25 protein-coding genes are annotated in these 22161 nt (G+C 71.9%); 12 read left to right on the top strand and 13 right to left on the bottom strand.

The window, feature by feature from the left end; translation table 11 throughout:
• Positions 1 to 395 precede the first annotated feature (395 nt).
• From ACEZDE_RS17155 to ACEZDE_RS17165, 3 genes are all read right to left on the bottom strand, one after another.
• Positions 396 to 632, bottom strand: coding sequence for a hypothetical protein (locus tag ACEZDE_RS17155; protein ID WP_380537150.1), 237 nt, complete (start codon positions 630 to 632; stop codon positions 396 to 398).
• 124 nt (positions 633 to 756) lie between these two features.
• Complete coding sequence (locus tag ACEZDE_RS17160; RefSeq protein ID WP_380537151.1) at positions 757 to 1104, bottom strand: hypothetical protein; 348 nt, start codon at positions 1102 to 1104, stop codon at positions 757 to 759.
• A gap of 211 nt (positions 1105 to 1315) precedes the next feature.
• Positions 1316 to 1816, bottom strand: a complete 501-nt coding sequence (locus ACEZDE_RS17165; protein WP_380537152.1) for a hypothetical protein — start codon at positions 1814 to 1816, stop codon at positions 1316 to 1318.
• 232 nt (positions 1817 to 2048) lie between these two features.
• Between ACEZDE_RS17165 and ACEZDE_RS17170 the strand changes: the two genes are divergently transcribed.
• Positions 2049 to 3170, top strand: a complete 1122-nt coding sequence (locus ACEZDE_RS17170) for a hypothetical protein (RefSeq protein ID WP_380537153.1) — start codon at positions 2049 to 2051, stop codon at positions 3168 to 3170.
• Between the two features lie 70 nt (positions 3171 to 3240).
• The gene (locus ACEZDE_RS17175) at positions 3241 to 3702 is read left to right on the top strand and encodes a hypothetical protein (protein ID WP_380537154.1); all 462 of its coding nucleotides are present in this window, start codon (positions 3241 to 3243) and stop codon (positions 3700 to 3702) included.
• A gap of 129 nt (positions 3703 to 3831) precedes the next feature.
• Here the strand turns inward: ACEZDE_RS17175 and ACEZDE_RS17180 are convergent, their stop codons facing one another.
• Complete coding sequence (locus ACEZDE_RS17180; protein WP_380537155.1) at positions 3832 to 4113, bottom strand: hypothetical protein; 282 nt, start codon at positions 4111 to 4113, stop codon at positions 3832 to 3834.
• A 790-nt stretch (positions 4114 to 4903) separates the two neighbouring features.
• Between ACEZDE_RS17180 and ACEZDE_RS17185 the strand changes: the two genes are divergently transcribed.
• Positions 4904 to 5164, top strand: coding sequence for a hypothetical protein (locus ACEZDE_RS17185; protein WP_380537156.1), 261 nt, complete (start codon positions 4904 to 4906; stop codon positions 5162 to 5164).
• A 39-nt stretch (positions 5165 to 5203) separates the two neighbouring features.
• Here the strand turns inward: ACEZDE_RS17185 and ACEZDE_RS17190 are convergent, their stop codons facing one another.
• From ACEZDE_RS17190 to rpmG, 7 genes are all read right to left on the bottom strand, one after another.
• Positions 5204 to 6151, bottom strand: coding sequence for an ADP-ribosylglycohydrolase family protein (locus ACEZDE_RS17190; RefSeq protein WP_380537157.1), 948 nt, complete (start codon positions 6149 to 6151; stop codon positions 5204 to 5206).
• A 224-nt stretch (positions 6152 to 6375) separates the two neighbouring features.
• Entirely contained in the window at positions 6376 to 7323 is a 948-nt protein-coding gene (locus ACEZDE_RS17195; protein WP_380537158.1) for a metal ABC transporter permease, read from the bottom strand.
• Positions 7320 to 8258, bottom strand: a complete 939-nt coding sequence (locus tag ACEZDE_RS17200; protein WP_380537159.1) for a metal ABC transporter permease — start codon at positions 8256 to 8258, stop codon at positions 7320 to 7322. The genes ACEZDE_RS17195 and ACEZDE_RS17200 overlap by 4 nt, the downstream gene beginning before the upstream one ends.
• Position 8259: 1 nt before the next feature.
• Positions 8260 to 9264 carry a metal ABC transporter ATP-binding protein gene (locus ACEZDE_RS17205; protein WP_380537160.1) on the bottom strand — a complete coding sequence of 335 codons (1005 nt, stop codon included), beginning with the start codon at positions 9262 to 9264 and terminating at the stop codon, positions 8260 to 8262.
• Between the two features lie 9 nt (positions 9265 to 9273).
• Positions 9274 to 10260 carry a metal ABC transporter solute-binding protein, Zn/Mn family gene (locus ACEZDE_RS17210; RefSeq protein ID WP_380537161.1) on the bottom strand — a complete coding sequence of 329 codons (987 nt, stop codon included), beginning with the start codon at positions 10258 to 10260 and terminating at the stop codon, positions 9274 to 9276.
• A gap of 159 nt (positions 10261 to 10419) precedes the next feature.
• Positions 10420 to 10683: a type B 50S ribosomal protein L31 gene (locus tag ACEZDE_RS17215; protein ID WP_380537162.1), complete on the bottom strand. Its 264-nt coding sequence runs from the start codon at positions 10681 to 10683 to the stop codon at positions 10420 to 10422.
• A gap of 16 nt (positions 10684 to 10699) precedes the next feature.
• Positions 10700 to 10864 (bottom strand): 50S ribosomal protein L33, encoded by a 165-nt coding sequence (gene rpmG, locus ACEZDE_RS17220; RefSeq protein ID WP_380537163.1) that lies wholly within the window; start codon positions 10862 to 10864, stop codon positions 10700 to 10702.
• Positions 10865 to 11094: 230 nt separating this feature from the next.
• Between rpmG and rpmB the strand changes: the two genes are divergently transcribed.
• The 4 genes from rpmB (at position 11095) to rpmF (ending at position 13073) form a co-directional block, all read left to right on the top strand.
• Positions 11095 to 11331 (top strand): 50S ribosomal protein L28, encoded by a 237-nt coding sequence (rpmB, locus tag ACEZDE_RS17225; protein ID WP_380537164.1) that lies wholly within the window; start codon positions 11095 to 11097, stop codon positions 11329 to 11331.
• A complete protein-coding gene (gene rpsN, locus ACEZDE_RS17230) occupies positions 11331 to 11636 on the top strand; it encodes a 30S ribosomal protein S14 (protein ID WP_380537165.1) in 306 nt (101 codons plus the stop codon). Before rpmB ends, rpsN begins: the two co-directional genes overlap by 1 nt.
• A gap of 8 nt (positions 11637 to 11644) precedes the next feature.
• Positions 11645 to 12841, top strand: a complete 1197-nt coding sequence (locus ACEZDE_RS17235; RefSeq protein ID WP_380537166.1) for a CobW family GTP-binding protein — start codon at positions 11645 to 11647, stop codon at positions 12839 to 12841.
• Between the two features lie 67 nt (positions 12842 to 12908).
• Positions 12909 to 13073: a 50S ribosomal protein L32 gene (gene rpmF, locus ACEZDE_RS17240; RefSeq protein WP_380537167.1), complete on the top strand. Its 165-nt coding sequence runs from the start codon at positions 12909 to 12911 to the stop codon at positions 13071 to 13073.
• A gap of 21 nt (positions 13074 to 13094) precedes the next feature.
• Here rpmF and ACEZDE_RS17245 read toward each other — a convergent pair whose 3' ends face one another.
• Together ACEZDE_RS17245 and ACEZDE_RS17250 are read right to left on the bottom strand one after the other, a co-directional pair.
• Positions 13095 to 15050, bottom strand: a complete 1956-nt coding sequence (locus ACEZDE_RS17245) for a S53 family peptidase (protein ID WP_380537168.1) — start codon at positions 15048 to 15050, stop codon at positions 13095 to 13097.
• 293 nt (positions 15051 to 15343) lie between these two features.
• Positions 15344 to 15637 (bottom strand): hypothetical protein, encoded by a 294-nt coding sequence (locus ACEZDE_RS17250; RefSeq protein ID WP_380537169.1) that lies wholly within the window; start codon positions 15635 to 15637, stop codon positions 15344 to 15346.
• A 78-nt stretch (positions 15638 to 15715) separates the two neighbouring features.
• Between ACEZDE_RS17250 and ACEZDE_RS17255 the strand changes: the two genes are divergently transcribed.
• From ACEZDE_RS17255 to ACEZDE_RS17275, 5 genes are all read left to right on the top strand, one after another.
• A complete protein-coding gene (locus ACEZDE_RS17255; protein WP_380537170.1) occupies positions 15716 to 16897 on the top strand; it encodes a spore photoproduct lyase family protein in 1182 nt (393 codons plus the stop codon).
• Between the two features lie 105 nt (positions 16898 to 17002).
• Positions 17003 to 17590, top strand: coding sequence for a MarR family winged helix-turn-helix transcriptional regulator (locus tag ACEZDE_RS17260; RefSeq protein ID WP_380537171.1), 588 nt, complete (start codon positions 17003 to 17005; stop codon positions 17588 to 17590).
• Complete coding sequence (locus ACEZDE_RS17265) at positions 17587 to 19389, top strand: MDR family MFS transporter (protein ID WP_380537172.1); 1803 nt, start codon at positions 17587 to 17589, stop codon at positions 19387 to 19389. Before ACEZDE_RS17260 ends, ACEZDE_RS17265 begins: the two co-directional genes overlap by 4 nt.
• 408 nt (positions 19390 to 19797) lie before the next feature.
• A complete protein-coding gene (locus tag ACEZDE_RS17270) occupies positions 19798 to 21087 on the top strand; it encodes a glycoside hydrolase family 3 N-terminal domain-containing protein (protein ID WP_380537173.1) in 1290 nt (429 codons plus the stop codon).
• 97 nt (positions 21088 to 21184) lie between these two features.
• Positions 21185 to 22042: a DUF72 domain-containing protein gene (locus ACEZDE_RS17275; protein ID WP_380537174.1), complete on the top strand. Its 858-nt coding sequence runs from the start codon at positions 21185 to 21187 to the stop codon at positions 22040 to 22042.
• The last annotated feature ends 119 nt before the right edge of the window (positions 22043 to 22161 follow it).

Here is a 22161-nt window from a genome sequence, read left to right on the forward strand (position 1 = left end):
AACAAGCGACCGAGGACCCCCACCGAGAAGATCAGCCAGCAGTCCGCAGCCTGACTGCGGCGGCCCCAGGGGTTGGAGAATTACGCCGACACCACCCCTGGGGAAAACCGCCGTCGTTCACAGCTCCCCGCCAACGCGGGGGTGATCCGCTCATCGAGGTCAGGACGAGCTCCGCGCTCTGCTGCTCCCCGCCAACGCGGGGGTGATCCGGCTGCCTAGGGGGTTGATCTCCAGATTGCATCCAGATTGATCATGGAACCTGGCAGGTCAAGCCGCCGGTGGAGACGGTCTCGGATCCAGACGCAGAGCCGGCCGCCCGCAGCCGATGGGGTGACTGCGGACGGGCGGCGCTCTGGGCTTACAAGGAGCAGCGAGGGCTACCCAGCCCCGTCGCATCAGCCACAGGGAACGCTGCGCAGGCTCGACTGGTAGTTCTCGACGCCATCCATGCCGGCCTGGGCGCGATCGAGGACAAGTCGGTAGGCGAGATCGGTGCGGCAGTAGAGAATCCCGGGACCGATCAGCGTGCCCTGCTCGATGTGGTCGACCTCGGTCGCGAGCTGATGGTGGCGGCGGTCAGGCGGGCAGATTGTATACGAACCCGCAATCCACCTCAGGCTGTCGAGGAACATTTCGTCGTCAGGGTGTGCCTGAGGCATTGGGGGCTCCGTAGGTCGTCGCTGTCTTGAAAACGACGCTACGGGCGGTCCCGGATCATGACCCGTGCTGTGGGCACGGCTGTGCTCTCAGCACGGGTCAGAGCATCCCCATCCGTCCGGCCAAGGCCTCGGCCTGCCGGGCGTGTAGCAGGCGGGCTCGGCGCAGCAGACCAACCGTCATCTCCCGGGCGGCCTGAGTCCGCGCAAGATCTTCCGGAGCGAGATCCTCTGCCTGCAGGAGCTGCAGCAGCACACCGGCGTCCTTCCGCCGTAGGTCGTAGCATCGGGCGACCTCGATCAGATGAGTGAAGGCCCGTTCCCTGGACGGAATACCGCCGGTGTCGATCGCGTCGGCGCGGTGGAGCGCGTCCGACGCCTCGCCGGCTTCCCTCTCGATGCTAACCATGTGCAGCGCCACGTTCGTCGGCCCGAAGGCAGTCCACATCACATTGCCCTCGCCGACGCGCTCAGCTGCCGGTAAGGCGCCTCCCGGACCCGGTCGCGGGCCTTCCACCAGTCTCGGCGCCGAACGCACGCCACAGCCGAGACCAGGTGCAACGCACCTTGCATGGCCGCGCACTCCTCGTCGCCGACGTCCACTTGCGGCTGCAGCTGCTCGACGCCGAGGATGCTGATCTGCTCAGCATCGCCAGCAGTCAGCAGGACGTGACCCAGATTCCCTGGGCTGCAGCGATGCGCAGCGGGTCGTCTGCGTCCTCGGCCGCGCGCATGGCCCGGTCTGCGGCCAGCATCGACATGTCTACTCGACCGGTGCGGCGAAGGTAGGAGCGCAGCAGGAAGTAGAGGTCGGCGGCGTGGCCGCGCTTCCCGGCGTCCGACAGGGCATCGTGTCCGGCAACGTCCGGCGTGTCGCCCAGACCAAGCTGGCTACTTTCGGCCTGGACCGGCACATCGACTTCGACCTGGGCGGATATGCGGAGGACTCGGATGACCGGGCCACGCTCGTCCGAATCGCCTTCGTGCGCGCGGGCCGCAGCGATGATCTGCTGCGCGACATCGCCGAGGTCTTGGTCATCGGCGACACGCCCGCTGACGTTGCCGCGGCGCGCGGTCGGCGCCAGTTCCCTCGCCGTCGCCTCCGGCAAGAGCAGCTCGACCGACTTGGAGGACGCCGGGGCGGACGCGGTGCTTCCCAACCTCGCAGACAGCGACCGGGTCGTGGGACTGATTCGAGACGGCATCAGCCCTAGGTAGCGCTCCGGGCGCTCGGCCGTCCGAAGCCGATCGGGGCTTGGCGGTGCTGGAGTCAGGTCTGCTCCCTCCGATCGCGACTGCCGCGCAGGTTTGGCGACATTTCGCAAAGTGGTGCTCGCTGCGATACCCGCGTCAGTACTGGCCAGCGAGAGGGCCGCAGCTATGCTCCGGCCTGTGACCGCCATCCAGCCCGAGTCCCTGACCCATGAGGCGGCGTCTGCCCTGCTCGCTGCCTTGCCTGTCGAGGTCGGTCCCGGACTGAGCGAAGCCGAACTGAAGGAGGTTGAACGCCGGTACGGGTTCACCTTCGCGGACGATCATCGGGTCTTCCTTCGGGCCGGGTTGCCGCTGGGCGGGTCCTGGCCGGACTGGCGTGACGGTGATCCGCAGGAGCTTCGTGACCGCCTGGACGCACCTGCCGGCGGGGTCCTCTTCGACGTCGAGCACAACGGTTTCTGGTACCCCGGTTGGGGCGAGCGGCCTGAGAACCGCGGAGAAGCGTTGCAGCTCGCCCGCGAGCATATGCTTGCCGCCCCGCAACTGGTTCCGGTCTTCGGGCACCGCTACCTGCCCGCCGGCGCCGGGCAGAGCGGCCATCCCGTGCTCTCGGTCATGCAGACCGACATCATCTACTACGGCAACCACCTCGCCGACTATCTCCACCACGAGTTCGGCGGACCCGCAGTCGACCTCAGCCGCACCCGAGCGAGCGTGCCCTTCTGGTCCTACTTCCTCGGCGGGACCGGGACGTCGCGAGAGATCGTCCTCACTGCGCCCCATGACCCCTACGCCCTCAGTGCGGACCAGGCAGTCGACCACCTGCGCATGCTCGCCATCGAGCAGCGCCTCGGCGGCATGGTCGGCTCCGACCAGCTCATCCAAGCCGCCCTGGTCGCCCTCGTCCTGGACGTCGACACCCCGGCCCTGCGGGTTCTGGCCGGCCTGACCCGCAACGAGGAACCCCTGGCCAACGACCTCTTCGTCCAGGTCATCGATGAACTCGACCTCGCGCCCAGCATCCCCGACACGCAACCGGCCGCTCGCTGGACCTTGGTCCGCTGGTGGCTCCAGCTGATCGCCAACGGCAGCCTGCACCCCGCCGAGGGCGGCCACCTCATCTGGTACGAGGGTTGGAACAGGCTCGGTCACCCCGACGCGCTGCTCCCGATCATCGGCTGGATCAGCGAGTACGACGACTGGACACCGGACTACACCTTGCCCCGCGACACCTACAGGGACCGCATCATCCAGGAGGCCCGCACCCTCTTGAACGGGCCGTGGCCACCCGGCAGTTGATGAGCGACGGAGGCGGCATCCGGGATAGCCTCAGGGTGGGTGCCGCGGGGCGGTGTAGCGGAGGATTGTGGTGTTCCAGCTGGCGAGGGGCGCAACCGGATTTCGGGGCGCCAAGGACGACCTGCTCCCTGAGACCGACCTGCAAGCATTTCGGGCTGCCTGGTACATGGCTGCCCGGGTCACGGGCGGGCAGGTGGGCGAGTTCGTTCGGCAGGCGTATCCACGGAGCTTCCACACGGCCACGGTCGTGGAACGAAACGGCACACACGTCGTCGTCCTGTGCCATGCCTATCTCCCGCTCATCGCCTTCGCCGCCGCCGACCCGCGGCCGGGCTATGTGGACGAGTTCCAGGACCCTCCGGTCTGGTCGAACATCTTCACGGACGCGGGGTTCACAGTCATGTCCGCTCACCTGCTCAACTCGCCGCTCAGTCAGGTGGACACCTCGGACCTGCGCCCTGCCGAATGGATGCAGATCCGATACTGGCGCGCCACCAGACTGGGCGAGGTGCTCTTCAACTCCTGGGACTGAGCGGGCTTCCGGGTAGTCCTGTCCGGGATCAGGCCGGACTGGGTGGCCGTCCAACCACGCTGCCCAGGGAGACGGAGGCAACGGAGCCGAAGGCGAAGTCCCCGCAGGGTGAGGAGCCGGCGTTGGGCCTCACTGTTCTGCTGGGCGCGCCGTACCGTTCCAGGAGCGGGGAGTCTTGCCGGCGGTCCAGTCGATCTCCAGGGTGACGTTGTGGATGTCTGCGGCGAGGCTGACGACCATCGTTCGTGCGGCTGCCTTCGCGTCGTCGTCGCCGGCCTCCGCGGGCAGGTCCAGGCGTCCGCAGATGAACCCGCCTGCCCAGATGCTGTGTCGCCAGCCTTCCGGCGTTGCGAAGATCGTGATTCCGGTGGGCACTTGCGCCCAGGGTGGCGTGCTCTTTCTCTTGCTCATTTCTCGCCCCTGTTCCCCCGGAACCCCCGGGCCGAAGACTCGGGGTTCCGGGTCTCACCGATTTCAGGTCAGCGTGTCCCAAGCAGATCGGGACAGGCAAGCCAGTTGCTCCGCCCTCGTCGGCGCTGGTGTGCTGACAGGGGAGCAGCCGAGTACGGCACCGAGTGCCCGCAGAGCAGGCGGATCACCCCCGCGTTGGCGGGGAGCAGGGGCTCAGCCGGTATGGCCTTGGAGCCGTTCGGCGGCTTCTTCGGCAACCCGGGTCCACGGATGGTCAGGGCCCAGGATTCGTACCCGTGCGTTGGCCACTGCCCGGAACTCCCGCGCGGCAGCAGCGCACCGAACACTCCTTGCGGGCACGGTCGGTCCGATACCGGCCGCGGACCCGGCGACTGTTCCTGCCGCGGCGGCAGCCCGGCTCGATCAGCGCCCACGACTCCCGTCGCTGCTCCGGGCTCGCCCGATCGAGCACAACGCTGCGCACAACTGCCCACGGGCCACAAATCCGTAGCCGTCCGACTCCACGGTGTCTGATACTCGCAGGGTGTCCACGCCATCGCAGACGCGCCGGTTCCGGGATCCCCGCAGCACGGAGTACGACTTCCTCCACGACATCCACGTGACCTGCCCGCGCTGTGCGAGCAGCGCGCGGGTCATCCCGGCAGGCCGGGACCCGGAGGCTGGACATCGGCCGGCGTTCGCCCCTCGCCGCCTCGTCTGCCGACACTGCGGCCTGACCAGGGCCACGCTCAGCCACCGCCTGGTCTTCCTTCGCGGCACCCGCAGAGGCATGACCGACCCCTACTTCGGTACCGCGTTGCGACTCCAGACCGAGACCCGGCACGGCTGGCTGTGGGCCTACAACCCGGAGCACCTCACCCTGATCCACCACTACGTATCGGCCACGCTGCGGGAACGCACCCCCTGGTACGACAGCCGCCGGAAGATGACGCTCGTCGCCCGCCTGCCCGTCTGGATCAAGCACGCGAAGAACCGCGACGAAGTCCTGCGCGCCATCGACCGCGTCCGCACCTCCCTCACCGCCGGCTGACCGGAAACGATCACAGCGAGGTCGGTACCAACAGCTGAGCTACTCGTCCGGCAGGGTGTCCAAGCCCAAGCGTGCGGCGAGCTTCACCAGGTCGGCAAAGTCCAGTTCCCGGCCGTCGGATCCCGGTAGCAGGAGATGGAGCGGGCGGGTCCACGGGGCGGGTATCGCGTCCAGCCCGTAGACCGCGCCTGCGAGGCCGCCGGTGACTGCGGCGACGGTGTCGGTGTCGCCGCCGAGGTCGACGGCGGTGCGGAGGGCGGCGTCGAAGGTGGTGGTGGTGCGGAGGGCCCAGACGGCGGAGCCGAGGCAGGGCCAGACGGCACCGTTGAACTCGGTGGCCTGGTCGGGGTGCCAGTCGGGGGCGAGGACGACGGCGTAGCGCTCGCGCTGGTCCGGGGCGATCAGGGGCAGGATGTCGGGCAGGGCGGTGAGGGGGTCGTCGCCGTCCAGGGCGATGCGGACGAGTTCGTGGAAGATCGCGGTGCCTTCCCAGGCGGCGGGGTCGCCGTGGGTGAGGGCGGCGATGCGGCGGGCCACGTCCATGGTGGTGTGCTGTCCGGCGCGGGCGAAGTAGACGGCGGAGGTGGTGGCGCGCATCAACGAGCCGTTGCCTGCGGCGCGGTGGTGGGTCTGGAAGTGGAAGGCGGCGGCGAGGTCCCAAGGGTGGCCGTTGGTCAGCACGCTCTCGGTCTGCAGGCCGATGTCCATGGGATCGTCGGTGGCCCAGCGCTGGAAGCGGTCGAAGATGTCCGGCAGGTCCAGGCCGTCGCGTTCGAGCAGGGACTCGGCGAGGTGGACGGCCATCTGGGTGTCGTCGGTGGCCTCGCCGGGCTCCCAACTCCCGCCGCCGCACATCTCGTTGTCGGGGTCCGGCTGCGGGAAGCGCGCGGAGAAGGTGCGCTCCCTGCTGAACTCGAAGGGCGCACCCAGCGCGTCACCGACCGCCGAGCCGACCACGGCACCTGTCACCCGCTGCTCACGATCCATGGCGGCAGCGTAGATGTGACGGGCAGGTGGTGGCACGGGGTTTCTGGCGCGGCCGGCGTGCAGCGTGGGCCGCGTGGGTCGAAGCAGTAGGCGCTGCGCTGGACCGAATCACAGTTGCGGCCCGTGGCCGAAGTGGTTCTGAGCTGGCGTCCGCGCGCGGGGTTCAAAAACCAGTCCTCAAGGAGGGCCGGCTCGATGTCACTGGCGTCCGCGCGCGCGAGGGTTTAGATCACCGCGGTCGCGGAGGCCGCCGCGGGGCGGGCCGCCGGGCGGCGGAGGTAGGTTGCGGCGTAGACCGCGGTGGCGGCGGCCATGATGGCGAAGCTTGGCGGGCAGCGGGGGATCAGGGCGCTCGCCGCGAGGCCGGCCCACATCTCGGCGACTGCGAGGCCCGCGGCGAGGGCCAGGCCGCGGAAGGGGCGGTCGGTCAGTCGGACGGCGGCTCCGGCCGGGGCGGCGAGCAGGCCGAGCAGGAGCAGGGAGCCGACCGCCTGGGTCGCCTCTCCGGCGCAGGCGCCGACCAGGGCGAGGAAGCCCAGGCCCAGGGCTTTGACCGGGACGCCGCGGGCTGCCGCCACCGACTCGTCCACGGTGGCGAACAGCAGCGGGCGGGCGATGAGCAGCAGCACCGCGCTGATGGCGGCGGCGACGAGGACGGCGACCAGGGTCTGTCCGCCGCTCAGCCCGAAGATCGAGCCGAACAGGACGGTGGTGCCCGCGCCGCCGTTGCCCATGCCGCTGGCGGAGGTGGTGTAGAGGGTGAGGAAGAAGGAGCCCAGGCCGAGGATCCAGGCGAAGGCGCTGCCGATGACGACGTCGTCGGCCTTGCCCCGGCGGCCGATCCCGGCCAGCAGCAGCCCGGCGCCGACGCAGCCGACGAACAGCCCCAGCCGCAGGTCGTAGCCTCCGGCGAGGGCGGCCATGGCGCCGGTGAAGGCGACGTGGCTGAGCGCGTCGCCGGTGAAGACCTGGGCGCGCAGCACCAGGAAGTAGCCGACCAGGCCGGCCGCCAGCGCGATGAACGTCCCTGCGAGCAGAGCGTGGTGGAAGAACGGCTGGGTCCACACGGAGGGGACGGCGCTGTCGGCGAGCGCAGTCGTGCCGTACTGCCCCGGGCCGGTCGCGCCGTACTGCCCCGGGCCGGTCAGGCCGTACTGCCAGGGGCCGGTCATGCCGCACCCCCCACGGCCCCCACGGCCGCCAGGGCCAGGGCGGGTCGGCGGCGGGCGGTGGCGGCGGCCAGCGCGCGGGCGGCGTGGGCCAGCAGGAACGCGGCGAAGGCGAAGGTGGTCACGAAGAATCCCAGCGGGTAGGGCCAGTAGAACGCGGCGACCAGCCCGGCCCAGGTCACGGCGAAGCCGATGGCCACGGTCAGCAGCAGGCTCCGACCGGGCCGGGCGGTGAGCTGCTGGGCGGTGGCGGCGGGCAGTACCAGCAGGGCGAAGACCAGCAGCGCGCCGGTGATCTGCGCGGCCTCGGCGGTGGCGACGCCGAGCAGTACCAGGAACAGGGTGGACAGGCCGCGGACCGGCACCCCGCGTCCGGCGGCGACCTGCGGGTCCACCGAGGCGAACAGCAGCGGGCGGCCGATCACGGCGAGTACCGCGAGGACCAGCAGCGCGGCCACGGCCAGGGTGGTGACCTGGCCGGTGGTGATGCCCAGGAAGCTGCCGAACAGCAGGGCCTGCGGACCCGCCAGCAGGCCCTTGTAGAGGGCCATGAAGAGGTAGCCGCAGGCCAGCAGGAAGGCCTGGACCACGCCGGTGGCCGCGCTCTCCTCGGATCCGCCCGCGTCGCCGGACGCGGTTCCGCTCACCGTTCCGCCGCGCCGCAGCGCGGCCAGGATTAGGGCGGCGGCGACGCAGAACCCGAAGTAGCCCAGGCTGAGGCTGATCCCGGCCAGCGTGGCGAACGCGGCGCCGGGGAACGCGACCGCGGACAGGGTGTGCGCGGCGAAGGTCTGCCGGCGCAGCACCATGAACCAGCCGGTCACCCCGGCGACCACGGCCACCACCGCGCCCGCGCGGAAGGCGTTCACCATGAACGGGTACGACCACATCTGCTGGAAGTCGTCAACAAGATTCCAGGAGAAGCTGACTGATCCCATGTCAGATCAACCTGCCCAGGTTGCCCACCCCGCCCAGGCTGCCCGCGTGCCGGTCGCTGTGCAGGGCGGGGGCCTCGGGCTGGCCGACCACCACCAGCCGCCCGTCGGTGGTGGACAGCACCTCGACCGGGGTGCGGTAGAGCCGGGACAGGGTCTCGGAGTTGATGACCTCGCTGGGCGGACCGCAGACCGCGCCGCCCTCGGCGATGTACACCACCCGGTCCAGGTGGTGCAGGATCGGGTTCACGTCGTGGGCGACCATCACCACGGCGACCCGCTCCTGGTGGCAGATCCGGCCGATCAGCGCCGCGACCGCGCTCTGGTTGGGCAGGTCCAGGCTGTCCAGCGGCTCGTCCAGCAGCAGCACTTCGGGACGGCGGACCAGCGCCTGGGCGATCAGCAGCCGCTGCTGCTCGCCGCCGGAGCAGGCGCCGATCGGACGGTGCGCGTAGGCGCCCGCGCCGACCAGCTCGATCACTTCCGCGATCCGCTCCTCGGCCGCGCGCCGCCGCCGGCCCCGGGGCAGCGGGACGCCCCAGCGGTCGCCGTCCAGGCCGAGCCGGACGATGTCGATGCCGCGGATCCGCAGCCCGGCGTCGAAGCTGCGGCGCTGCGGCAGGTAGCCGACCCGGCTGCCGGACCGGCCGGGCAGCCCGCCGAGCACCGTGATCTCCCCGGCCGCCGCGGGCTGCACCCCGAGCAGCACCTTGACCAGGGTGGACTTGCCCACGCCGTTGGGGCCGAGGACGGCGATGAACTCCCCGGCCTGCACCTCCAGGTCGACGCCTGACCACAGGGTCCGCCCGCCGACCCGCACGGCCGCGCCGCACAGGCACACCACCGGGGCGGAGGCCCCGGCCGGGGTGGGGACGGCGTCGCCCGTCGGCGTGGGACGACCCCCCGCCGGGACGGCGTCGCCCGGGACGGCGCAGCCCGCCGCCGGGGAAGGCGCGGGGTGGGCGGCCCGGCCGCGGGTCCTGGTGATCGCGTTCGGGTTCGGGTTCATCGACTCCTCCTACTTCCCGGTGGCCTGGTGGAGTGCGGCCTTGATCCCCTGCAACTCGGCGACCTGCCACTGCTGGAAGGTGTCGCCGGCCGGGGACAGCGTCTCGGTGACCGTGGCCACCGGGATGCCCTCGGACGTGGCCAGCTTCACCTGGGCGGTGATGTCGGGAGTGGAGTTCTGGCTGTTGTAGACGTAGACCTTGATCTGCTTGTTCTTGATCTGCTGGTCGATGGCGGCCTTGTCGGCGGCGGTGGGGTCGGTGCCCTCGCTCATCGCGTCCAGGAAGGTCTCCGGGGTCTTCATGGTCAGCCCGAGCCCGTCGGCCAGCGGGGTCACGATCGACTCGGAGGCCCCGATCGGGGTGCCCGCGTAGGTGCTCTTGATCTCGGAGATCAGCTGGTTGTACTGGGCCAGGCCCTGCGTCTCGAAGGCGGCCTTCTGCTGGTCGAAGTACGCGGCATTGGCCGGGTCGATCTTCTTGTAGTCGGCGGTGATCGCCTCGATCACCTGGTGCACGTTCTCCGGGGAGTACCAGCGGTGCGGGTTGTCGCCGGGCTTGAGCCCGACCAGGTCGCCGACCTTCAACTCGGTGCGCCCGCTGCCGGGGTTGGTGGCCAGCAGCTTGTCCGCCCAGGCGTCGTAGCCGATGCCGTTGACGATGGTGAACTGCGCCGTGGTGACGGTGCGGGCGTCGGCGGCGGTGGGTTCGTAGTCGTGCGGGTCGGTGTTCGGGTTGGTGATGATGCTGTCCACGTGCACGTGCGTGCCGCCGAGTTGGGAGGCGATGCTGCCCCAGAAGTTCTCCGCCGCGACCACCTGGATCACCGTGGAACCGCCTCCGGTGCCCGACGCGCCTGCCGAGGCGGTGCTGCTGGACGACACGGCCTCGGGGGAGGTGGAGCAGGCGCTCAACGCGGCGAGGGTGGCGACGCCGGTCGCGGCGGCTATCAGCAGGTGCGGGCGCCGGCGGCCTGCGGGCGACAGGGGGGCGGTCATGGCGGAGTTCTCCTCGGGGCAGGTCAGGGTGTCAGTCGGGCGGCTCACTGACCACGCTAGATGGTAATGGTTTTCATCTCTACTCAAACCCTAGTAGAGATGAAAACCATTACCGAATCTTGACCTCCGAGTCGGGCCCAGTGCCTCGTGCCCAGTAGCTCAGCGCACCGCCGCCGGGGCGCCGCCTCCGTAGCGGCGCTGGAAGCGCTCGACGCGGCCTGCGGTGTCCATGACGCGGGCGCTGCCGGTGTAGAAGGGGTGGCTGGCGGAGGAGATCTCCACGTCGACGACCGGGTACGTGTTCCCGTCGTCCCAGGTGACGGTCTGGTCACCGGCGATGGTGGAGCGGGTCAGGAAGGCCAGTTCGCCGACCTTGTCGCGGAACACCACGGGGCGGTACTCGGGGTGGATGCCGGGCTTCATGGTTCTGGGTCCTTCCTCAGCGCTCTTCGCGGAACTCGACGTGGCGGCGGGCCTGCGGGTCGTACTTGCGCAGCACCATCCGGTCCGGGTCGTTGCGGCGGTTCTTGCGGGTGACGTACGCGTAGCCGGTCCCCGCGGTGGAGCGGAGCTTGACGATCGGGCGGAGTTCGTTGCGGGCCATGCGGGACATCCCTTCGGTCCTCGGTGGGGTGGGTGGGTCCGTGATCCGGGAGACTATAGTGAAATGGAAGTCGTTTTCATCTGGTGTACAGTCAGCTCAACCAGAAGGCCACGGCGGGCATTCCCGTCCGCGGCCCCGGATTTTCGTGCCCCGGATCCCACCTGCCCCGACTCCGGCCCTGGCCACTGACCCCCGACCTCAGACCCCAGACCCCCGACCGTGGAGCCGCCATGTCCGCGCACTGCCAGCTGACCGGCCGCAAGCCCGGCTTCGGCCACGCCATCTCGCACTCGCACCGGCGCACCAAGCGCCGCTTCGACCCCAACATCCAGTCCAAGCGCTACTGGCTGCCCGGCGAGGGCCGCCACGTGCGGCTGACGCTGTCGGCCAAGGGCATCAGGACCGTCGACAAGCTCGGCATCGAACGCGCGGTCGCCCGGCTGCGCGCCCAGGGGGTGAAGGTCTGATGGCCAAGGCCAGCAAGACCGCCAAGAATGAGCAGCGCCGCCTGGTGGTCGCCCGCTACGCTCAGCGCCGTGCGGAGCTCAAGCGGCTGATCGCTGCCCCGACCACCGCGCCCGAGGACCGGACCGCCGCTCAGGCGGAGCTGCGGCGCCAGCCGCGCGACGCCAGCGCCACCCGGGTCCGCAACCGCGACGCGGTGGACGGCCGCCCGCGCGGCTACCAGCGCGCCTTCGGCCTGTCCCGGGTCAACCTGCGTGCCCAGGCGCATGCCGGATTCCTGCCCGGCGTGCGCAAGTCCAGCTGGTGAGCCCGGAGATGAGCACCGACGTCAGGCTGCCGGTGGTGGTCGTCGCCGGGCTGGACCGGGCCGCCCGCCGCCAGGCCGTCCTGGAACTGCTCGCCGCCCAGCCCCGGGTCGTGGTGCTGCACCACGAACTCACCCACGCCGACCAGCACCGGGTCCACCGCACCCAGCGCACCACCTCCGGTCCACTGGCCGAGGACGTGGACGCCGAACTGGTCAACGACTGCCCCTGCTGCGCGATCCGCGCCGACCTGCTGCCGGAGCTGCGCCGCATCGCCGAGGCCGGACGGCACACCCTCGCCGTGGTGGAGCTGTGGGGCGGCAGCGACCCGCACCCGGTGGTCGAGGTGATCGCCGCGGCGGAGGTCGGGGACGGCCGCTGCATGGACGAGTTCGTGGAGATCGCCGGAGTGGTCACCGCGGCCGACCCGCTGCGGGTCGTCCCCGACCTGTCGGTGCCCGACACCCTGTGCGAACACGCCCTGCACACCGGCCCCGATGACGACCGCACCCGAGCTGAGGCCCTGGCCCACCAGATCGAGTACGCCACCGTCCTGGCCGTCCCCTTCGCCCCACGCCACGAACCCGACCGCCGGCAGCGGCTGGCCGGACTGGCGATGCTGCACCAACTCAACCCCACCGCACGCCTGGTGGCCCTGGACACCGGCGTCCTGGCCCGTGCCGCGCTGGGCGGCTTCGACGTCCCCGCGGCCCGCGACCGGGTCAACCCCGCCCTGGCCCTGCTCCCGCAGCAGGCCGACCAGGCCGGAGTCGCCACCCTGCTCTGGACCCGCCGCCGCCCGCTGCACCCGGCCCGGCTGTTCGAGGCGCTGGACCAGCTGGTCCCGGCCGCCCACCGCAGCCGCGGCCGGTTCTGGATCGCCAACCGCCCCGACACCCTGCTCGCCTGGGACGCGGCCGGCGCCAACCTCGCGGTCGAGGAGTGCGGCCCCTGGCTGGCCGCCCTGTCCGACGCCGACTGGGAGCACTACCCGCCCACCCGCTGCGCCGCCGCGGCCCTGGACTGGCACCCCCAGCACGGCGACCGGATCCAGCAACTCGTCTTCACCGCCCCCGACCTGGACCAGCAGGGCATCACCGACCTGCTGGACTCCTGCCTGCTCACCGACGCCGAACTGCGCACCGGCCAGCGGGGTTGGAAGCACCTGCCCGACGCCTTCGCCGACCTGCTCACCCCGGTCGGCTGACGCACACCCCCGACAAAGCCCACGATGACCGGCGACCAAGGATGACCGGCGACCAAGGAGCCCCGCCATGGCTGTGCCCAAGCGCAAGACGTCCCGCAGCAACACCCGCCACCGCCGAGCCCAGTGGAAGGCCACCGCTCCGCACCTCGTACCGGTCGTCCTGGACGGACGCGAACACCTGGTCCCCCGCCGTCTGTTCCGCGCCTACGAACGCGGTCTGATCACCCCCTGACCGCCGGACGCCCTGCGGCGGTCAGTGCAGGCAGCGCAGGCAGCGCAGGGCGGCGATGAAGGCGGCGCCGTTCGGGGTTCCGACGCCGGTCATGGTGTCGTAGCCCCTGGCGGTCACCTGCTGGGTGTCGGGACGGTGCTGGGCGTCGAAGACGTCGACGCCCGCGGTGGTGAAGGTGCCGTCGGGGGCGAGGTAGGCGGCCCGGTCCAGCTCCGGCGCGGACGCGCTGACTGGCAGGGCGTCGTGGAACGCCCCGGTCCTGGCCAGGCGGTAGAGCAGCGGGTTGATGAAGCCGTAGGGCGACTGCTGCCCCTGCTGGGCGTCGGCGACCAGGCCCGCGACCAGCGGGGTGGCCAGGCTGGTGCCGGCGCTCGACACCGTGCGGTAGCGGCCCGTCCTGCCGCTGCTGGCCGTTCCGGTGTCCGTGCCTGTGCTGGTGTCGGTGTAGCCGACCAGCATGCCGGTGTCGGGGTCCGCGTCCGCGGCGATGTCGGGCACGGTCCGGCCGAGCACCGTCTTCTTGCCCACCCGGACCCGCGCCATCGAGGCCGGGACGACGCCGCGCTGGTACGACGGCTGCCGGTAGACGTCGCTGACGCCCCCGCCGCCTCCGCTGACCCCGATGTCGGTCCATCGGCCGCCGTCCAGCGAACCGGAGTCGTCGGACCAGCCGGTCTCGAACAGCCGGTTCTTCGCGGCCCCGATGCCGAGGGTCGTGCCGCCGACCGCCACCGCGTACGGGTCGGAGTCGGTGACCGTCAGGCCGGGGGTGTCGCCGGAGGCGACGTACATGCCGACGCCCTCGGCCGCGGCCCGTACGTCGATGGCGTGCACGGTCCGCGGCGACACCTCTCCCAGCGGGATCTGCCAGGAGTTCGACGCGACGGTGGCCAACGGGTGGTGGCCGTCCCCGGTCAGCACCGCCGACACCGCGTCCAGCAGCGCCTGGTCCTCGCTGCAACCGGTGCCCACCACCATCACCTGGTCCGCGCCCGGCGCCATGGCGTACACGGCTTCGGAGTCCATCTCCGCCTCGACGTCGACGGGGGGCGACTGAGCAGCACGGTCGGCTGCCGCGCGGTCCGCTGCCGCTGAGGGGGTCTGGCAGCTGGCCCCGGCCTGGACCTGCCGGAACTGGGAGGGCTTCGGCAGCGGAAGGTGGTTGCTCCGGGCGTACGCCGTCAGCGTCCGGAACATCGCGGTCGGCGCCTCGTCCTCGGTCAGCGCCACGGTCTGGCCCCGGCCGGTGTCCCGCGACTCCGCCCCGTAGGCGGCGCGGAGCTGCGCGGCGGAGTACCCGCACACCGGCAGCGAGGCCCGGGTCAGCCCCTGGTACGCGGGGTGCACGGCGTGTCCGTGCTGCGCCCAGTACCCGGAGCACGTCGCCGTCTTGGCCGCCGCCCCGGTCGCCGGGCGGCTCGGCGTGGCCGTTCCGGTCGTTGCGCGGCTCGGCGTGGCGGTGTCGGTCGTCGCGGCGGACGTGCTGCTCAGCCCCGTCACGTCCAGCACGTCCGAGGCCAGCGAGGCAGGCACCGACGCCTCGCGGTCGTTCGCGGTGAACACCGGCGCCGAGTCCGCCGAGCCGTTCCCGGCGCCCCCGGCGTCCCCGGCCCGGTACCGGCCGATCCGCACCCGGAAGGCCGACTCGACCGCCGGGACCGGTCCGGCCGCCGTCACATAGGCGCGGCCACGGTCGACCTGAACCCCCGTCAGCCCTTGGCCGGTGAGCCACGCCGCCACCGCCCCCGCCTGCGCGGCGGTGGGGCCGAAGCGGGCGGTGTAGCCGTCCGGGCTCAGGTAGTGGTGGAAGGCGGGGTTGCCCGGCGTGGCCACCGCGTCCGCGAACGCGGCTGCGCGCGCCGCGTCCGGCTTGAGCCAGACCTGCACCGTCAGCCGCTGCGACGCGGGCGCGGCCCCCACCCGCGCGGCGCCGCCCACCACGGCGGGGAGCGACCCCGGTACGGGGACGGATGACATCGCGACGGTCGACGCCGCCCGCGCGGAGCCTGACTCCGCAGGCGCCGAAGCCCCCGCGGCCCCCGCGACCCCGGCGGCAGCCACCACCACTGCCGCACAGGCCGTCATCGCGACCCCCGTGCGAACCAGCCCTCGCATCACGCTTCCGCCCTCCTGCAAGCCCGGCCACGCACAGCGCCCCCACAGCCGCTGCTCTCCTCCGTATACAACGCAGTGCGCGCGGTCCCGGTTGCGACCGGACCGTGAAACCCGACCCGTCCGGCGGAGCCGGGCCCGCAGCCCGCAGTACCCCGCTACCCGTTCCCGTTCCCCGCGGCCCGGCCGAGTGCGGCGAGGGCTGCCTTGGTGGCGTCCGCGATCAGGGAGTCGTCGGAGGACGCGCCCGCGGAGCCGCGGTCGGACAGGACAGCGATGACGATCGGGGCGCCACCGGCTGTGCCGCCCGCCGCCCCGCCTGTCGCCCTGTCAGCCGCCGCGCCCGCCGCCCCGTCGCTCGGCCAGACCACCGCGATGTCGTTGCGGGTGCCGTATCCGCCGTCCCCGCCGTCCCCGCGGCTCCCCGCGCACCCGCTCAGCAGAACCGACACGAGGACGAGAGGCGCTGCGAGAATGACCGCTGTCCCGGTAATCGCCGGACGTCACCGCTGTCCGTAGGAGCACCGCCGTTGACCCAGCCCCCGACGGGTCCCGCACCACAGGAACCCGAGCAGTACGCCCTCTTCGCGTACGAGGACACGCCGCCCTCCGCCCCGTCCGCCGGCGCCGGCGGGTTCCGGGGCAGTCCGCAGGCGCGGCGGATGCTGGACGTGCGGGAGGTGTACGCCGAGCCGGCTGCTCTGGTCACGCCGCGCGGGCGGCAGATCCTGGCCGGGCTGCCCGGGGTCCCGGTCACCGAGGTGCCCAGTCACTGGCGCATCCCCTCCCTGCACGGTGACGACGGCAACGTCGCCCGCTGGACCCGGATCAAGACCGAGGCCCTGGTCCTCGGCGTCAGGCACACCCTGGCGACCCGCCCCAACGGCAGGTCCGCCGACTGGATCGCCCCCGGCGGCTCCAACGGCTGCGCCATGGCCTGCGCCTACTGCTACGTCCCGCGCAGCAAGGGCTACGCCAACCCGATCACGTTGTTCACCAACATCGAGGCGATCGTCGCCCACATCCGGCGGCACGTAAGGGCGCAGGGCCCCAAGCGGGAGCCCAACCAGTGCGATGCCCAGTCCTGGGTGTACGACATCGGCGAGAACGGGGACTGCTCCGTGGACGCCCTGGTCTGCGACAACACCGCCGACCTCGTCTCCGCCTTCCGTGGACTGCCCACCGCCAAGGCGTCGTTCGCCACCAAGTTCGTCAACCCCGACCTGCTCGCACTCGATCCGCGAGGACGCACCCGGGTGCGCTTCTCGATCATGCCCGCGAGCGACTCCCGCCTCCTGGACATCCGCACCAGCCCGGTGGCGGAACGCATCGCCGCCGCGGCCGACTTCCTCGACGCGGGCTACGAGGTCCACTTCAACCTCTCACCGGTAGTGCTGCGCCCCGGCTGGCAGCAGGACTGGGCCGACCTGCTGGACCACCTCGACGACGTCCTGCCCGCCCGGGTGAAGGAGCAGTCGGCCGCCGAGGTGATCATGTTGACCCACAACCAGCAGCTCCACGAGGTCAACCTCGGCTGGCACCCCCGCGCCGAGGACGTCCTGTGGCAGCCGGCCGCCCAGGAGGCCAAACGCTCGCAGAACGGAGCCGTCAACGTCCGCTACGCCCTGCGGATCAAGCAGGACGCCCTCGCCCGGCTACGGGGCCTGATCGCGACCCGCGCGCCCTGGCTGCGCGTCCGGTACGCCTTCTGAACGGAATGCCTGGGCCCGACCGTCCGGCGGCGGCGGCGACAGTGATAGTTGTAGGCACCAAGTACTTGTGCTATACAAGTATGTAGAGGAGTCGAGAGGTGGGCGATGGCAGACCAGACCGGCGGCGCCGCGGCGTCGACCGCCGAGCGGCGGTGGGCGGGCCCCCGCGTCGCCTGGAACGGCGGCAGCGGGGCCGGAGTGGCCTCGGTCGCGGACGCGCTGACCGAGCTGCTGCGTACGGTGCGGCGCTCCAAGGCGCGGCTGCTGGCCGCGGCCGGTGACAACATCGACTCGGCGACCCAGGTGCTGCTGCGCACCGCCGCGGCCGAGGGGCCGATGCGGGCGAGCGCGCTGGCTGTCGGGGTGCAGTCGGACCTGTCGACGGTCAGCCGCCAGGTCGCCGCGCTGGTGACGCGCGGGCTGCTGGAGCGCCGGGCCGACCCGGTGGACGGACGGGCCAGCCTGCTGGTCGTCACCGAAGCGGGCCGAGCCGTGATAGCCGAACACGAGCATGCCAGGGCAGCCTTCTTCGAGCAGGTGCTGAGCGACTGGACCCCCGAGGAACTGCGGCAGTTCGCCCACCAGTTGGAGCGGTTCACTGCGGCCTTCGACCTCACCCACACCCAATGGATGACTGATGCGGCGCGGCACCCCGCCCGTACCGACGAACCGGAAGAAGGCAGTACCGCATGACCGCCACCGCAACCCGACCGGCGGGACCGCCGACGGACGGCGCGCTGTCCCACCGTCAGATCCTGACGATCCTGTCCGGGCTGGTCCTGGGCATGTTCCTGGCAGCGCTGGACCAGACGATCGTCTCGACCGCGATCAAGACCATCGGCAACGACCTCAACGACCTGTCCGCGCAGGCCTGGGTGACCACCGCGTTCCTGATCACCTCGACGATCGCCGCGCCGCTGTTCGGCAAGCTGTCCGACATCTACGGCCGCAAGCGGCTGTTCATGCTCTCGATCGTGATCTTCGTGGTCGGGTCGGCCCTGTGCGGCCTGGCCCAGTCGATGTACGAACTGGCCGGGTTCCGCGCCTTCCAGGGCATAGGCGCCGGCGGCATCATGCCGCTCGCCCTCGCCGTGATCGGCGACATCATCCCGCCCCGCGAGCGCGCCCGCTACCAGGGCTACATGATGGCCGTCTTCGCCAGCGCCTCCGTTCTCGGCCCGGTGCTGGGCGGGCTGCTCTCCGGCACCGACAGCTTCCTCGGTGCCGCGGGCTGGCGCTGGATCTTCTACATCAACGTCCCCATCGCCGCCTTCGCGCTGGTCGTCATCGCCAAGGTGCTCCACCTCGACCACGTCCGCCGCGAGCGCCGGATCGACTGGTGGGGTTCGGCGCTGCTGGTCGTCGGCCTGGTGCCGCTGCTGGTCGTGGCCGAGCAGGGGCAGGGCTGGGGCTGGTCGTCGGCAGGCTCGTTCGCCTGCTACCTGACCGGCGCGGCCGGGCTCGCCCTGTTCATCTGGGTCCAGCGGCGGATGGGCGACGACGCGCTGCTGCCGCTGCGGCTGTTCCGCAGCGGCACGTTCTCGGTCGCCTCGGCCCAGGTGACGATCATCGGTATGGCGATGTTCGGCGGGATGTCGGTCATCCCGCTCTACCTGCAGATCGTCAAGGGCGCCTCGCCGACGAAGTCCGGGCTGCTGCTGCTGCCGCTCGTCGCCGGGCTGATGCTCGCCTCGCTGGGCGCGGGCCAGCTGATCGCCCGGACCGGCCGCTACAAGATCTTCCCGGTGATCGGGTCGATCCTGATGGTGGTCGGCATGGGCGTGATGGTCACGATCGGCGCGGACACGCCGCTCTGGCAGACCGACATCTACATGGCCGTCTTCGGCATCGGCCTCGGGCTGAACATGCAGAGCCTGGTGCTGGCGATGCAGAACGCCGTGCCGGCGCAGGACATGGGCGTCGCCTCGGCCGCCTCCACGTTCTTCCGCTCGGTCGGCGGCACGCTGGGCACCGCGATCTTCCTGTCCATCCTGTTCTCGCTGGCCGGCACCAAGATCAGCGGCCAGTACGCGAAGGCGGCCGGTGACCCGTCCTTCCTCGCCGCGGCCAAGGCCCACCCCGACCAACTCGCCTCGCTGCACCAGCACCTGAGTGGCGGGCTGGACGACACCTCGTTCCTGAACGGGCTGGCCAAGCCGCTGAGCCACCCGTTCTTCGTCGGCTTCTCCCAGGCCGGTGACGTGGTGTTCGCGGTCGTCGCCGTCCTGCTGCTGCTGGCGGTGGTGTTCTCGATGATGCTCAAGGAGGTCCCGCTGCGGCTGGTCTCCGGCAACCAGGCCCGCGCCCAGGCCGACGCCGAGGCCGCGGGCGAGCCCGGGACGGACGCGGTCGCGGCCGTGGCCGCAGCCGAGGCCGCGGTGCTCGGCGAAGGCGACGTCGACCCGCAGGCCGACACCGACGCGGACATCCCCCGCCCCTCCGGCCGACTCGCGGACGAAGCCCGAACCGGCTCCACGGGCGGCGACCACTAGCGCGCTCGGCCCGGCTCAACGGAGGCGGGCCGCCGTTCGCCGCCCTGCTCGCGCGGGTGCCCCGCTGTCAGCGGTTCCGACAGTGGGGCACCCGCTTTTTCGCGGCCGTAGCCAGGCTCGGTCGGCCGGTGCCCGCCGGGATCCCGGTGCCTCCGTACGGGTGACTGCGGCCGTTGCCGCCGGTTGCGCCCGGCGCGGCTCCGACCTGGGGCTCGGGCGGATCGGACCGGGTCGGCGTCGGCGCGGGGGCGGACGAAAGGCGTGGCGGTGGGTATAGGTTCGAGGAAAGCTGGACGGGCGCGGGGTCAGGTCGGAGCCGTACGCGGCCCCTGTCAGCCGTCCGGGCCACGACCGGCCCTTCCCTGCCTGACCAGGGGATCCGGTGTCGAGCCGCACAGGAGAACGCAGATGCCCGTCCACTCCGGGCCCGAGGCACACCGGCGGGTCGGCAGGCTGCGCCTCTCCCTCGTCGGCGCGCTGTTGATCGGCGGGCTCGCGGCGGGCTGCTCGCCGACGCCCACGACCACGACGCCCAGCGCCTCCCCGTCGTCCGGCTCGGCGGCGGGGTCGCCGTCGCAGTCGACCGGGGCGGCCAGTTCCGCGGTTCCGCCGAGCACGTCGTCCGGTGCGGGGACGCCGTCGTCGGTCGTGCCCAAGGCGCCGGTGCCGGTCCCGGCGCCCAGTCGGACGGTGGCGCTGAGCCAGGAGCAGCTCGCCGGGCAGCGGATCATCTACTCCTATCCCGGCCTGACCCCGCCGGCCGCGCTGCTCCAGCGGATCCGTGAAGGGGAGGCGGCCGGGGTCATCTTCTTCGGGCAGAACGTCTCCAGCGAGGCCCAGCTGCGCTCGGCGATCACCCAGCTGCGGCAGGCGCAGGCGGCCAGCCCGATCCACGAGCCGCTGCTGCTGATGACCGATCAGGAGGGCGGCGAGATCCGGAGGTTGCCCGGTGCCCCCACGATGTCGGCCAAGCAGATCGGCGCGACCGGCAACCCCGCGGTCGCCGCCTCGGCCGGGACCGACGCCGCCCGCAATCTGGCCGGCGTCGGGATGAACCTGAATCTCGCACCGGTCCTGGACGTCTACCACAGCGCGGGCGACTTCGCCGACAGCGCGCAGCGCTCGTTCAGCAGCACCCCGGCCGTGGTCGCCTCCATGGGCAGGGCGTTTCTGACGGCCCAGCAGCAGGCCGGCGTCGCCGCCACCGCCAAGCACTTCCCCGGGCTGGGCGCCGCGGGGCGCGGCCAGAACACCGACCTGGGGCCGGTCACGGTGAACGAGTCGCTGGCCACGCTGCGCGGCGTGGACGAGGCCCCCTACCCGGCGGCCATCGCGTCCGGGGTGAAACTGATCATGCTGAGCTGGGCCGTCTACCCGGCGCTCGACCCGGCCCGCCCGGCGGGCATGTCCCCCACCATCGTCCAGCAGGAACTGCGCACCCGGCTCGGGTTCACCGGCGTCACGGTCACCGACGCGCTGGAGGCCAAGGCACTGGACAGCTTCGGCACGATGGCGCAGCGCGCCGTCGCCGCAGCGGGCGCCGGGATGGACCTGCTGCTGTGCTCCTCGCAGAACGTCGGCCAGGGCGAGACCGCGACCACCGCGCTGGTGAACGCGCTGAACAGCGGGGCGCTGGACGCCACCGGGTTCCGTGCCGCCGCTGACCGGGTCACCGCGCTGCGGGCGCAGCTGCGCTGAGCAGGGCGCTGGGCCCGGTCCGCAGCCGCTGCGTGGGGCGCGCTGCGGCTGCGGACCGGGCGGCGGGGCGCCGCGCGGGTTCGGTTAGGGTCGGGGGATGGAACAACTCCACGTCGGATGCGCGATGTGGGCCCACACCGCCTGGCAGGGCAGCTTCCTGCCGCACCCGCTCCCGCCCCGGGAGCGCCTGCGGGCCTACGCGAGCTGGTGCAACGCGGTCGAGGGCAACACGACCTTCTACGCGACGCCGTCCGCCGACACGGTCAGCTCCTGGGCCGAGCAGACCGGGCCGGACTTCCGGTTCCTGCTGAAGCTCCCCAAGCAGATATCCCATGTGCTCCGCCTCGGCGACGCCGCCGACGGCCCGCTGCGGGCCTTCCTGGACACGGTCGAGCCGCTCGGCCCGCGGGTGCACGCGCTGTGGGTCCAGCTGCCGTCGTCCTTCGGCCCGTCGGACCTCGGGACGCTGGCCGCCTTCCTGCACCGGCTGCCGCGCGGGCTCCGCTGCACGGTCGAGGTCCGGCACCCGGCGTTCTTCGAGGACCCGCGCTGGGAGCAGCGGCTGGAGCGGGTGCTGGACGACGTCGGCGCCGAGTGGACCTCCTTCGACACCACCGACCTGTTCGCCGCCCCGCCGACCAGCGCGGCGGAACGGGAGGCCTGGGAGAAGAAGCCCCGGCTGCCGCGCAGGACCCGTGCGCTGACCGGACGTCCGGTGGTCCGCTACATCGGCCGGGACAGCGCGCGGCCCACGGCGGAGGGCTGGCAGCACTGGACCGGCACGGTCGTGGACTGGCTGCGCGAGGGCCGCTCGCCCACGGTCTTCATCCACACGCCGGACAACAACGAGTCGCTCGCCCTCGCCCGGCGCTTCCACGACGGCGTCCGAGCCCTCGTCCCCGACCTCGACCCGCTGCCCGAGCCGGTCCCGACCGGTCCGCCGACGCTCTTCTGACGGAAGGTCGGAGTTCCCCGTGAACCTGGCCGCGACCAGTGGAAATCACGGATGCAGTATGGGAACATCCGCAGGTGTCGCGCGCCCATGGTCGGCGTGCTCTTCTCGGGGGAAAGTCA

The sequence above is a fragment of the Streptacidiphilus cavernicola genome, from assembly GCF_042510955.1.
In the GTDB taxonomy this organism is placed as follows: domain Bacteria; phylum Actinomycetota; class Actinomycetes; order Streptomycetales; family Streptomycetaceae; genus Streptacidiphilus; species Streptacidiphilus cavernicola.